Consider the following 12,255-nt stretch of genomic DNA (forward strand, 5'->3'; position numbering starts at 1 on the left):
CCCTCTCCCGGAGGGGAGGGGGCCGGGGGGTGGGGTAAGGCGGTCGGGCTCACTCCACCCGCAATTCCGGCGTATCCACGTAATTCTTCATCTCCGAAATCACGACCTCCTCTCCTACCGCCAAGCCACTGAGCACCTGCACGTAGTCGGCATTGCTGTCGCCGAAGCGCACCACGCGGCGCACGGCCCGGCCGCCGCTGAGCACGAATACCGGCTGCTCTTGCCCGCCCTGGTAGAAGGGGCCGTTGCGGAGGCGCGGCACGGCGCGGTGGGCCCGGGTGAGCACGAAGACATCGGCCCGCAGATTGGCGCGCAGCGCCGGGTGGTGGTCATTATTCAGAGTTGCGTAGAAGGTCACGGTGCCCTTGTCCACGGCGGGGCTGATGCTGGCTACCGTGCCGGGCAGGTCGGTGCCGGGGCCGAGGCGCACGCGCACGGCATCGCCGGGGTGCAGCTGGTCGGCGTAGGTGTCGGCCAGGGTGGCGCGCACCCGGTAGCGGCTGAGGTCGGCCACGCGGGCCAGCGCATCGCCGGCCTGCACAGTAGTGCCCAGGTTATCATTCACCCAGGTCAGCACGCCTGGCTGCTGGCTGCTGATGTCGGCCTGCCGCAGCTTGGCGGCCTGCTCCAGGATGGCGCGCTGCTGCATCGACACCGTGAAGCCCAACTCGCGGCGGTCGGCCTGGCTGGCCTGGCGCTGGTTGGCAAGCTGCTGGCGCAGGCGCTGGGCTTCGAGGCGGGCGGTGCGCAGGTTTAGCTCGGCCTGGCGCACGGCCTCGGCGGTGCCGCCGCCCACTTCGAGCAGGTGCTGCTCGTCGCGCAGCGCCGATTGCAGGCTACTGACTTTTAAATCCTGGGTTTGCTGCTGGGCTTGCAGGTCGGTGAGGCTGCGCGTCAGGGTTAGCCCCAGCTGGGCGTTTTTGTTCTGGTTGCGCAGTTGCTCATCGTCGAGCTTGGCCAGGGCCGAGGCAGCGAGGTCTTTATCGAGTTCCAGAATGGTTTGACCGGGCTGCACCCGCGCGCCCACCGCCAGCACCACCCGCCGGATGGTACTCTGAATAGGGCTCGTCAGCACTGCCTCGCGGGCCGGAATGACGGTGCCCGCCGCCGTGAGGGTAGCGTCCACGTCGCCGGTTTCGACGCGCGCCGTGAGCAGGTCGGCCCGGCGCAGACTGGGTTGTAGCACCGTACGCAAGCCCACGGCGGCGGCCAGCGCGGCGGCCAGGGCCCCCAGGCCCAGCAGCCAGGCGCGCAGCCGGCGGCGATGTTGCGTAGGGGTTGAAATGGCTCTGTCCATGAGTGGGCAGGTAGTAATGTGGTTCCTACTACCTAGGCCAAGCGACGTGCCATTTTTATAAATTATTTAAAATCAAATATTTATAGCCAAAATTCATTTAACCGCTATCACAAAAACTGTCCATTGCCGGACAGGGTGTTCGCTGGTGGACACCCACCGCACGCTTACAGCCTGCACACAGCAAGCTCCAGCCCACCGCCTGAAAATCTATGTGGTAAAGTAGTCACGAAGCGGCGAGATGTTGGTAGCAGCTAATGACAGCCCGCTAATTCGAGCCGCAAAGCGGCGGCACCCTCCTGGCTGGTGCCGCCACTTTGCGGCGCTATGCTTTCACAAGCTATTTGGCTACCAACATGCCGCTGCTTCGCGGCTGTGCCTCTAATCGCGGACTTTCAGTTTGCGCTACTGCCCGCTGCCGCGAAAAGGCGGCATCGTAGCCTCACCCGCTGCCGCCACGCCGCGCCGGCCCAGCACGCGCCCGGCCGTGCGCCAGAGAATGCGCAGGTCGAGCCAGAGGCTTTCGTGGTCGACGTACCAGTTATCGAGCTCAAATTTTTCTTCCCAACTAATGGCGTTGCGCCCGTTCACCTGCGCCCAGCCGGTGAGGCCGGGGCGCACCAGGTGGCGGCGCGCCTGCCGGGGCGAGTACAGCGGCAGATACTGCGGCAGCAGCGGGCGCGGCCCCACCAGGCTCATGTCGCCGCGCACGATGTTCCAGAGCTGGGGCAGCTCGTCGAGCGAAGTACTTCGGAGCCAGCGGCCCACGGCCGGCAGGCGCTGGGCATCGGGTAGTAGCCGGCCGGTGGCGGGGTCGCGGGCCGAGGTCATGGTTTGCAGCTTGTAGAGCGTAAACAGCCGCCCGCCCAGCCCCGGCCGCACCTGCTGGAATAGCCAGGGGCCGCCGTTTTGCCAGGCGGCCAGGGCTGCGCCCAGCACCAGCAGCGGCAGCGTAGCCACCGCCAGCGGTAAGGCCACGGCCAGGTCGAGCAGGCGCTTGCCAGGGTACATATTGGGAAGTTTTGAGTTTTAAGTGCTGAGTTTTGAGTTGGGGCCGGCCGCGCTGGCCGGGCCAGCCCGCATCGGTCAGCCCTTTTCTTTGTGCGAAGTAAGGAGCAGGTAGTTGAATGTGCTGGCAAGTCTGGCCCGACTCAAAACTCAAAACTCAAAACTCAAAACTCCCTTTGCTCATCTTTCCCAACGCCAAGCTCAACCTGGGCCTGTACGTGACGGCCAAGCGGCCCGACGGCTACCACGCGCTCGAAACCGTGTTCCTACCCCTGCCCTGGGCCGACGCGCTCGAAGTACTACCCGCGCCCAAAGGCCAGGCCGCGCCCAGCCTCACGCTCACGGGCCGCCCCATTCCCGGCGATGTGGCTACCAACTTGTGCCTCAAAGCTTATGAGCTACTAAAAGCCGATTTTCCGCAGCTACCAGCCGTGCAGATGCAGCTGCACAAAATCGTGCCCACCGGGGCGGGCCTGGGCGGCGGCTCGGCCGACGCGGCGTTTGCGCTGCGGGCGCTCAACGACTTGTTTGCCTTGCATTTGACGGTAGCGCAGCTCGAAAGCTACGCCCGCCGCCTGGGGGCCGACTGCGCCTTTTTCATCGAAAACCAGCCCCGCCTGGCCTTGGAGCGCGGCGACATATTCGAGCCCATCGGCGTGGATTTGCGCGGCACGGCCTGCGTGGTGGTGTATCCGGGGCTGCACATCAGCACGGCACAGGCGTTTGCGGGCATCGTGCCGCAGGCCCCTGCCGTGCCGCTGCGCGAGGCGCTGGCGCAGCCGCTGGCCACCTGGCGCGACACGGTTTTCAATGATTTTGAGAAATCGCTGGCGCCTACCTACCCGGTTTTGGCCGACATCAAGCAGCAGCTCTACGCGGCGGGCGCGGCCTACGCCAGCCTCTCGGGCTCGGGCTCGGCGGTGTATGGGCTGTTTCCGGGCGCGGCCGAGGCCCCGGCGCTGCCCTGGCCCGGCGAGTACCTGGTGTGGCGCGGGCAGTTGTAATTTCTGTCCTTGCGAGCGCGTAGCGAAGCAATCGCACCAAAATGGCGCGGCTCAACAGGTGCGATTGCTTCGCTGCGCTCGCAATGACAACCGTTACACTACCGCGTCGGCGGCCGCCTGCTTGCGCGCCCGACGCTGGTTCCATTGGTCGAGCACGGGGTGCACGAGCACGCTGGCTAGTATCAGCACGGTGCCCAGGTAAAAGCCGCCCGACATTTTTTCCTGCCCGAAACCCGGCACGCCCAGCACAAACAGCGCCTGCGCCAGCACGATGCCGTAGACCGGCTCCAGGTTGATGGTGAGGTTGACGACGAAGGCCGAAAGCCGCTTCATCAGCTCGACCGAAACCGAAAAGGCAAACACCGTGCACACGCCGGCCAGCAGCAGCAGCCACAGCCAGTCGAGGCCGTGCCAGGTTAGGCGCACGCCCTGCCCCTGCGTGAAGTAGCGGCCGTAGACGGGCATAAACAGCGCGATGCTCAGGCAGGCCCCCGACATCTCGTAAAACGTGAGCCGCATGGGCGCGTGGCGCTTGACCAACTGCGAGTTGAGCACGCTGAACAGCGCCGACAGCCCCGCCGAGCCCACCGCCACCAGCAGCCCGGTGAGCTGCGTAAACTCGGCCTGCGAAATGAGGTACAAGCCCGCCATCGCCAGCAAGCCCAGGCCCACCTCATAGGGCCGCACGCGCCGCCACAGCACCAGCGGCTCCAGCAGCGAGGTCCACAAGGCCAGCGTGGCCATGCCGGCCAGGCACACGCTCACCGACGACAAGCGGGCGGCCAGGAAAAACGTAATCCAGTGCGCGGCTACTATCGCGCCCACGCCCAGCAGCCGCAGGGCTTCGGCGGGGGCCACGCGCCAAGCCGCACGCCGCGCCAGTAGCAGCCCCGCCAGCCCCACGCTGGCCAGCCCCGTGCGCCAAAACACCAGCTCGACCGGCGGCACTGTGAGCAGCTTGCCCAAGATGGCTGTGAAGCCCCACAGCAGCACGATAAAATGAAGTTTGAGGTAGTCTTTTAACATAGTGCTTAGTGCATAGGATTTGGTGCTTAGGTTGGTATTTACAGACTTACCTGCACGCTACACATAGAACCCAGGCACCAAGCACTATGCACGAGGCACTAAAAACTACTTGGGCACCACCCGGTACAGCCCCAGGCCGATGGCTGTGAACACCAGCCCCGGAAACCAGGCCGCCAGCAGCGGCGGCATACTGCCCACCTGCGCCAGGTTGCGGCTCAGCATCACGAAAATGATGAAAATGAAGGCCAGCACGAAGCCCAGCGCGATTTGGCCGCCCACGCCGGCGCGGCTTTTACGGGCGCTCAGCACCACCCCGATAAAGGTGAGAATGAGGATGTCGAAGGGGTAGGCAAAGCGCTCGTATTTCACGCTCGTGTACTGGTCGGTGTCGTCTGCCCCGCGCAGGATTTTATTGTCAATCAGCGCGTCGAGCTCGGGCGAGGTCAGGGTTTCGGCCAGGCGATAGGTGTTGGCGAAGTCCTTGGGGTAGAGGTTCATCGTGGTGTCGCGGGCGGGCAGGCTTTTCAGCGTCTCGTCTTTGGTGCCCACGAAGGTGCGCACGAGCTGCGGCGACATGTGCCAGGCGTGCTTGGTGCTGTCCCAGGCCAGGTTGTCGGCCGTCATGCGGCGGCGCAGCACGGTGCCGTCGAAGGTTTCGAGCGCGAAGTGAAAGCCCGTGTTGTTGCCGCTGCTGTAGCTCTCCAGGTACACGTAGCTCTTGGGCGAGATTTTCATGTGCACGTTGCGCCCCTCGAAGCGAAACGGCTCCTTCACTACCACCGACTCAAACGCTACTATCTTCTTGGTACCCTTCGGAATAACCCAGCCCACCAGGTAAAACGTGAACGCCCCAATAATGGTGGCCCCCATCAGGTAGGGCACCAGCAGTCGCCGAAAGCTCACGCCGCTGGCCAGAATGGCCACTATCTCGGTGCGCGCCGCCAGCTTGGCCGTCACAAACACCACCGCCAGAAAAATGGTAATCGGCGAGAGCAGGTTGGCGAAGTACGGAAACAGGTACACGTAGTAGTGCGTGAAGACGTATCCAATCGACAGATTATGGTGAATAAAATCGTCGTTTTTCTCGGTGTAGTCAATCACGCAAATCACCGATACCAGCATCACCACCGTGAAGAAAAACGCGGTGAGAAATTTGGTAATGATGTACTTGTCTAAGAGCTTCATGAATAGTTAGTCGTGTCTGTCATGCTGAGCGCAGCGCAGCGCAGTCGAAGCATCTCTATCGGTGAACTAACCTTTTCGTCAGCAACGAAGCGGTAGAGATGCTTCGGCTCCGCTACGCTGCGCTCAGCATGACAGGCGTTTTTCCAGTTACAGGCGACGCATCAGTTTTTCGACCATGCCCGGCTTCCAGGCGCTAAACGTGCCGGCCACGATTTGCTTGCGTGCTTCCTTCACCAGCCACAGATAAAAGGTGAGGTTGTGCATCGAGGCGATTTGCGCACCCAGAATTTCCTTGGCTTGCAGCAAGTGCCGCAAATACGCCTTGGTGTAAAACGTGCTGGCGTAGCCGCCGAGTTCGGCGTCGATGGGCGAAAAATCGTCGGCCCACTTCTTATTGGTCACGTTGATAATGCCCTGGGTGGTGAACAGCATGCCGTTGCGGGCGTTGCGGGTGGGCAGCACGCAGTCAAACATATCGACGCCCAACGCAATGTTTTCCAAGATATTGGCCGGTGTACCCACGCCCATGAGGTAGCGCGGCTTGTCCTGCGGCAGGATGTCGCAGACGAGCTCCGTCATCTCGTACATCAGCTCGGCGGGCTCGCCCACGCTGAGGCCGCCGATGGCATTACCGGCCCGGCCCTGCTCGGCGATAAACTCGGCCGACTGCCGGCGCAAGTCTTTGAAGGTGCTACCCTGCACTATCGGGAACAGCGTCTGCTCGTAGCCGTAGAGCGGCTCGGTAGTGTCGAGGCGCTGGATGCAGCGCTTCAGCCAGCGGTGCGTCATGTCGAGCGAGCGGCGGGCGTAATCGTACTCGCAGGGCCAGGGCGTGCATTCGTCGAAGGCCATGATGATGTCGGCCCCGATGCGGCGCTGAATATCCATCACGCCCTCGGGTGAGAAGAGGTGCTTCGAGCCGTCGATGTGCGAGCGGAAGGTCACGCCCTCTTCCTTAATCTTGCGCGTGCCACTAAGCGAAAACACCTGGTAGCCACCACTATCGGTGAGAATGGGCCGGTCCCAGCCGTTGAATTTGTGCAGGCCGCCGGCGGCCTCCAGCACCTCCAGGCCGGGGCGCAGGTAGAGGTGGTAGGTATTGCCGAGGATAATCTGGGCCTGCACGTCGTCTTTCAGCTCGCGCTGGCCCACGCCCTTCACCGTGCCGGCCGTGCCGACGGGCATAAAAATGGGCGTTTCGATGGTGCCGTGCGCCGTGGTGAGCAGCCCGGCGCGGGCTTTGGTGCCCGGGTCTTGGGCTAGTAGGTCAAAAGTCATAGCTGGCATTGACGGGCAAAGTTACGGCCGGGGGTGCGCCGTAAGGGAGTGTGCCGTAAGCTTTAGCTTGCGAGCGAGCGCAGCGAGCAGTTGCGCTCCCAAAAGTCCGCTTACCCCCTGCTCGCTGCGCTCGCTCGCAAGCTGAAGCTTACGCTACAGTACCTTTGCGGCTTAGTCCCGTGTTGTTGCCCGCCTTACCACCTTTGCCCCCCGCCCTCTTGCTGCTGCCGCTGCTGCTCGTGCAGCTTTGGTACTGGGCGCGCTATTTTGGGCCCTTTGCCCGCCGCCCGCCCGAGGCCCCGGCCACCGAGCCCGGCCCCGACGCCGAGCCCGTTTCCATCATCCTCTGCGCCCGCAACGAGCTCGACAATCTGCGCGAGCTGGTGCCGCTGCTGCTAAGCCAAGACTACCCGGCCGGCTTCGAGCTGGTGCTCATCAACGACCGCAGCCATGACGAAACCGAGCTCTACGCCCAGCAGCTGGGCCAGTACTACCCCGGCCGCTTCCGGCTGGTGTCGGTGTCGCACACGCCGGCCGGCTTCGCGCCCAAGAAGTACGCCCTCACGCTCGGCATCAAGGCTGCCCGCCACGAGCGCCTGCTGTTTACCGACGCCGACTGCCGTCCTGTCAGTGCCGACTGGCTGCGCCTGATGCAACGCGGCTTTGCCCAAAAAAACGGGGCCGACCTCGTGCTAGGCTTTTCGGGCTACGCCGAGCGGCCGGGGTTGTTAAATAAACTCATCCGGTATGAAACCTTGCTCACGGCCGCGCAGTACTTAGGCCTGGCCTGGGCCGGCAAGCCCTACATGGGCGTGGGCCGCAACCTGGCCTACACCCGCGCTACCTTTCACAAAACCAAGGGCTTTGCCAGCCACATGCGCCGCCTCTCGGGCGACGACGACCTACTGGTGCAGGACGCCGTGGCGCGCGGCGCCCGCGCCGCCGTGGTGGCCGACCCGCCCGCCCAAACCACCAGCGAGCCCGCCGAAACCTGGGCCACCTGGTGGCACCAAAAGCGGCGGCACCTCTCGGCTGGCAGCCGCTACCGGCCCGCCGACCGCTGGCGGCTGGCTATATTTATGGGCTCCAATTTGTTTTTTTATTTACTTACGCCCGTACTTTTGGCAGTATCATTATCCCCCGAGAATTTAATATCTTTGGGAGTAATCTGGTTGGCGCGAACATTGTTGCTACTGGCAGCTTATATACCATTGGCCCGCCGCCTGGGCCAGGCACTGCCGCCGGCGGCCCTGCCCTTTCTCGATTTTCTGTACCTAGTTTTTTACAGCGCCTGGGGCCTTTCGCTCCTGGTGCGCCGCCCGCTCCAATGGAAGTAAACTCCGCTGATATCCAGAAACAGTTTTCGTCGAAAGCCCGGCACGATTTCAAGCTGATTCGGGCCGCCGTGGACAATGACGACCAGGGCGCGTACGCCGAGCTGATGCAGATTTACAAGAAGCCGGTGTTTCACGTGGTGCTCAAGATGGTGCGCAACCCCGATGATGCCGAAGACCTTACCATCGAGGCCTTCGCCAAGGCGTTCAAAAACCTGCACAAGTTCAACCCCGAGTTTGCGTTCAGCACCTGGCTATTCCGCATCGCTACCAACAACTGCATCGATTTTATTCGCAAGAATAAAATCAAGACGATGAGCATCGACTCGGCGGTGAAAATGGGCGACGGCGACGAAATTCAGCTGGAGTTCCGCGACAACGACCTGAACCCGGCCGACACGACCATCAAGAATCAGAAAATCGAGATAATGCGCCACGTAGTGTCGCTGCTGCCCGACAAGTATCAGCGCCTCGTGAGCCTCCGCTACTTCGACGAGCTGAGCTACGAGGAAATCGCCACCGAGCTCAAAGCCCCGCTCGGCACCGTGAAAGCCCAGCTGCACCGCGCCCGCGAGCTGCTCTTCGACATGGTGAAGGACAAGAAGGAGTTTATTTAATTGTTATTAGCACGACAGGATAACGTTGTCATGCTGAACGCAGTGAAGCATCTCTACCGCACCGTTGGACAAACCCAAACGGTGCGGTAGAGATGCTTCACTGCGTTCAGCATGACACACTTGCATCACACTTCACTCTTCTGATGAGCCTCCTCACCAAATATTTCCCCCAGCTCACCCCGCAGCAAATCAAGCAGTTTGCCCTGCTCGAAACCGAGTTTAAAGCTTGGAACGCGCAGATAAACCTGGTGGCCCGCACCGACACCGACAACCTCGTGGAGCGGCACATTCTACACTCGCTGGGCATTGCCAAGGTGGTGCAGTTTCCGGCAGGTAGCGCGGTGCTCGACGTGGGCACGGGCGGCGGCCTGCCGGGCTTGCCGCTGGCCATTATGTTCCCGGAGGTAAAATTTCACCTGGTCGATAGCATTGGTAAGAAGATTAAGGCCGTGCAGTTTATGGCCGGCGCGCTGGGCCTCAGCAACGTCACGGCAGAGCAAACCCGCGCCGAGCAGGTGCGCGAAAAATTCGACTTCGTGGTGAGCCGCGCCGTGGCCCGCCTCGCTACCTTCCACCCCTGGATACTGCACAGCTACAAAAAGCACCCCGCGCCGGGAGCTGGGCTCTACTACCTAAAGGGCGGCGACCTGACCGAGGAAATCGCCGAAAGCGGCCTGGTAGCGCGGGTAGTTGACCTGCCGGAGTTTTTTGAGGAAGCGTTTTTTGAAACCAAAAAGGTGGTCGTGGTGCCCGTGTAAGGCGAGGTGAGCGGTCCCTGGCGGCAGTCTTAGCCGCGCAGCGGCGCGACTGCCAGCCACAACGACGAGTGCAGTCTCCAGACTGCCGGAGTAGCACGCTTCATAACGTATCTAATCCGGTAGTCTGGAGACTGCACTCGTTTGTCGGCCAGCAGTTGCGCGCTGCGCGCTAAACTGCGGCCAGCGTCCCAGCACCTAGCCGCTTGGCTTACGCTGCCTTTTCTTCGCTGGCAAAAAACTGCTGAAGCTTCTCCATCAGGCGGTTGCGCTCAGCATCTTCCTGGCCAGGCTGGGTATAGGCGCGGAACGCAACCGTGAGGCTGCCACCCGGCTTTAGCGACACAATATTGACTTGCGGGGCGGGCACATCAAGGGTTTGCTCTTCTTGTTCTAGCATGGGTAGGGCGCGCCGGCGCAGGGCCGCGAGGTCGGTGTCGGCGGGCAGTTCCAATTGTATTTCAACCAGCGCGCGCTTGGGGTGAGCCTTGTTGACGATGACGCCGTTGGAGGTCGCGCCGTTGGGCAGAATGACGGTATCACCTTGCGAAGTGAGGAGCAAAGTATTGAAAATCTGGATGGCCTGCACGGTACCGGTGCGGCCCTGGCTTTCAATGACATCGCCCACGGTAAAGGGCTTGAAGGCCAGTATCAGCACCCCGCCCGCGAAGTTGGCGAGCGTGCCTTGCAGCGCCAGCCCTACCGCCAGGCCGGCCGCCCCCAGAATGGCCACAAACGAGGTAGTCTCGAAGCCCACCATGCCCGCCGCCGAAATGAGCAGCAGCACTTTTAGGGCGATGTTGAAGAGGCTGGTGAGAAACGAGCTCAGCGACACGTCGAAGCGCGACGTAGCCGTATTTACGAGCCGGCTGACCCAGCTGATAACCCACCAGCCCACCACCAGCAGCAGCACCGCCGAGAATACCTTGGGCAAGTACAGCACCGCCAGGTCTTGCAGGCGTTCGAGGTAGTAGCCGAGGTCGTGAAACGCAAGGAGCAGTGTAAGGAGCATGGTAGTGATAACAGCTGACGAAAGCTGTTAGCAACGAGCAGACCAGCCGGTAGGTTGACCCCTATCCTTTTAAGTCTTGCTGGCTAGCATTTTGCAAACAACAGCCGCCGCCCGGCTAGCGCGCCGCTTCGGGAGCTGGCGGGCAGTAGTATAGCTTCAGGCCCGGCGTGACGCGCCAGTAGGCCAGCAGCTCGGCGCAGGTCACTGAGCTAAGGGGCTCGGTGATGGGCTGCCAGCTCAGCACGGTGCAGCTAACGGGCAAGCGCACCACGGGGGCCGGGCCGGCCTGCGCCAGAGCGGCCAGCGCTTGCCGCTCACGGCTGTTGTTGTCGGGCGGCACAAGGCGGCGGTCGGCATTGAGGTAAACAAAGGCGATGGCCAGCGCCGCCACGCAGTACCAGCGCTGTGCGCGGCCGCGCAAATGCAGCAGCAAGTAACTGGCCGACAGCCCGTAGAATCCCACCAGCGCAATGATAATCGGCAGCACCGAGTCGTGATTGAGAATATACGGGCGGTAGGGCCGGTAGCCGCCCAGCGGCAGCAACAGGCTGTATACCAGCGCAAAAAGCCCTATCCAGCGCAGGGTGCCCGACATGCGTACCCCCAGCGTGGTAGGCGGCAGCAGGCGGCGAATAAGCTGCACGTTGGCCAGGCAGCCCAGCACCAGCAGCCCCAGCCCCAGGCGGTCGGTGAGGGCATGAAACACGCCGAGGGGCAGCAGCTGGTACCGCTCGCTCAGCGTTCGCATAGAGGTAGTCAGGTTCTCGGAGTTGTAGCGGCCGATGTAAAGCGAATACAAACACAGCGCCCCCAGCCAGGCCCACAGCAGCACCAGTTGCCAGGGCAGGCCGCGCAGCCACTCGGCCGCTGGGCACCGCAGGCGCTGCCGCACCAGGTGCAGCTCGGCCCCCAGCACCAGTACCAGCACCGTGCCCGTGATGATGGGCCCGTTGAAAGCCAACACCACGCTCAGCAGCAGCATGGCGGCCAGCTGGTGCCAGGCCAGCCGCACCGGCTGGCCCTGGCTGGCGGCCCGGTACAGCGGCCACAGCAGCACCAGCAGCAGCGCCAGCGGCAGGGCGTAGAAGAAGTTATAAGTAGCCGAATTATCGATAATCCCCATCTGGCTGTAGTAGCCCGTGGTTTGGAAAAAGGGCAGCATCAGGGCCATGGCCAGCCACAGGCGCAGGCTGCTCAGGCGGCGCGTGCCGCTGGCATACCAGCCCAGCACGTAGAGCAGCAGCGCCTGCACCAGCACATTGAAGCCCGCCACGGCGGCGTACAGGCTGTCGATGGGTGGCAAAAAGGCTTGCAGCGCCAGCGGCACGTGGCGGAAATACAATACCATGCCCAGGTGCGCAAAAAAGCGGTTGGGCCCCGCGTAGCTGCGCTGGTGCACCAGGGCCTCCCACCCAAAAGGGTCTTGCAGCACGTGCGCGTAGTCGGCCCGCGGCCCCACGATGGGCGCAATGTCGCCATCGAGCGGCACGTGGTACTTGCGAATAAACGTGAGCCCCAGCCCTACCCCCACGGCCAGCATCAGCGCCAGCAGCACCCACGGCCGCGCCGGGCGCGGTGCCCGGGCGGGTAGCCGCGCAGCCACCCGGGTGGCCGGCCGCGCCGCCACTCGCTCGGGTAGCACCGCCGTGGCCGCCAGCACCCGCACCGCGATAGCCACGCGCTGGCTAACAGTTTTATAGATAGTACTGGTAGACATCCTTTTATCAGCTAGTGAACCCCGG

At 62.8% G+C, this 12,255-nt stretch carries 11 protein-coding genes; 4 read left to right on the forward strand and 7 right to left on the reverse strand.

All coding sequences use genetic code 11. The annotated features are described in order from the left end of the window. Window positions 1-49: 49 nt before the first annotated feature. Together VFO93_RS01505 and VFO93_RS01510 are read right to left on the reverse strand one after the other, a co-directional pair. Window positions 50-1,297, reverse strand: coding sequence for an efflux RND transporter periplasmic adaptor subunit (locus tag VFO93_RS01505; protein WP_325132536.1), 1,248 nt, complete (start codon window positions 1,295-1,297; stop codon window positions 50-52). Window positions 1,298-1,699: 402 nt separating this feature from the next. Continuing rightward, the gene (locus tag VFO93_RS01510; RefSeq protein ID WP_325132537.1) at window positions 1,700-2,305 is read right to left on the reverse strand and encodes a sugar transferase; all 606 of its coding nucleotides are present in this window, start codon (window positions 2,303-2,305) and stop codon (window positions 1,700-1,702) included. A gap of 173 nt (window positions 2,306-2,478) precedes the next feature. Between VFO93_RS01510 and ispE the strand changes: the two genes are divergently transcribed. Then, entirely contained in the window at window positions 2,479-3,306 is an 828-nt protein-coding gene (gene ispE, locus VFO93_RS01515; RefSeq protein WP_325132538.1) for a 4-(cytidine 5'-diphospho)-2-C-methyl-D-erythritol kinase, read from the forward strand. A 93-nt stretch (window positions 3,307-3,399) separates the two neighbouring features. Here ispE and VFO93_RS01520 read toward each other — a convergent pair whose 3' ends face one another. From VFO93_RS01520 to tgt, 3 genes are all read right to left on the reverse strand, one after another. After that, window positions 3,400-4,332, reverse strand: a complete 933-nt coding sequence (locus VFO93_RS01520; protein ID WP_325132539.1) for a DMT family transporter — start codon at window positions 4,330-4,332, stop codon at window positions 3,400-3,402. 105 nt (window positions 4,333-4,437) lie between these two features. Next, window positions 4,438-5,517 (reverse strand): LptF/LptG family permease, encoded by a 1,080-nt coding sequence (locus VFO93_RS01525; protein ID WP_325132540.1) that lies wholly within the window; start codon window positions 5,515-5,517, stop codon window positions 4,438-4,440. Between the two features lie 147 nt (window positions 5,518-5,664). Continuing rightward, window positions 5,665-6,795, reverse strand: coding sequence for a tRNA guanosine(34) transglycosylase Tgt (gene tgt / locus VFO93_RS01530; RefSeq protein WP_325132541.1), 1,131 nt, complete (start codon window positions 6,793-6,795; stop codon window positions 5,665-5,667). Window positions 6,796-6,998: 203 nt separating this feature from the next. Here tgt and VFO93_RS01535 point away from each other — a divergent pair, with 203 nt between their 5' ends. From VFO93_RS01535 to rsmG, 3 genes are all read left to right on the forward strand, one after another. Further along, window positions 6,999-8,132: a glycosyltransferase gene (locus tag VFO93_RS01535; RefSeq protein ID WP_325132542.1), complete on the forward strand. Its 1,134-nt coding sequence runs from the start codon at window positions 6,999-7,001 to the stop codon at window positions 8,130-8,132. Continuing rightward, window positions 8,123-8,746, forward strand: coding sequence for an RNA polymerase sigma factor (locus tag VFO93_RS01540; protein WP_325132543.1), 624 nt, complete (start codon window positions 8,123-8,125; stop codon window positions 8,744-8,746). Before VFO93_RS01535 ends, VFO93_RS01540 begins: the two co-directional genes overlap by 10 nt. A 143-nt stretch (window positions 8,747-8,889) precedes the next feature. Then, window positions 8,890-9,504, forward strand: coding sequence for a 16S rRNA (guanine(527)-N(7))-methyltransferase RsmG (gene rsmG, locus VFO93_RS01545; protein ID WP_325132544.1), 615 nt, complete (start codon window positions 8,890-8,892; stop codon window positions 9,502-9,504). Window positions 9,505-9,712: 208 nt separating this feature from the next. Here rsmG and VFO93_RS01550 read toward each other — a convergent pair whose 3' ends face one another. Both VFO93_RS01550 and VFO93_RS01555 read right to left on the reverse strand, forming a co-directional pair. Continuing rightward, window positions 9,713-10,513, reverse strand: coding sequence for a mechanosensitive ion channel family protein (locus tag VFO93_RS01550; protein ID WP_325132545.1), 801 nt, complete (start codon window positions 10,511-10,513; stop codon window positions 9,713-9,715). A gap of 115 nt (window positions 10,514-10,628) precedes the next feature. Then, the gene (locus VFO93_RS01555; protein WP_325132546.1) at window positions 10,629-12,230 is read right to left on the reverse strand and encodes a hypothetical protein; all 1,602 of its coding nucleotides are present in this window, start codon (window positions 12,228-12,230) and stop codon (window positions 10,629-10,631) included. Window positions 12,231-12,255 lie beyond the last annotated feature (25 nt).

This window comes from Hymenobacter sp. (assembly GCF_035709525.1).
Lineage (GTDB): Bacteria > Bacteroidota > Bacteroidia > Cytophagales > Hymenobacteraceae > Hymenobacter.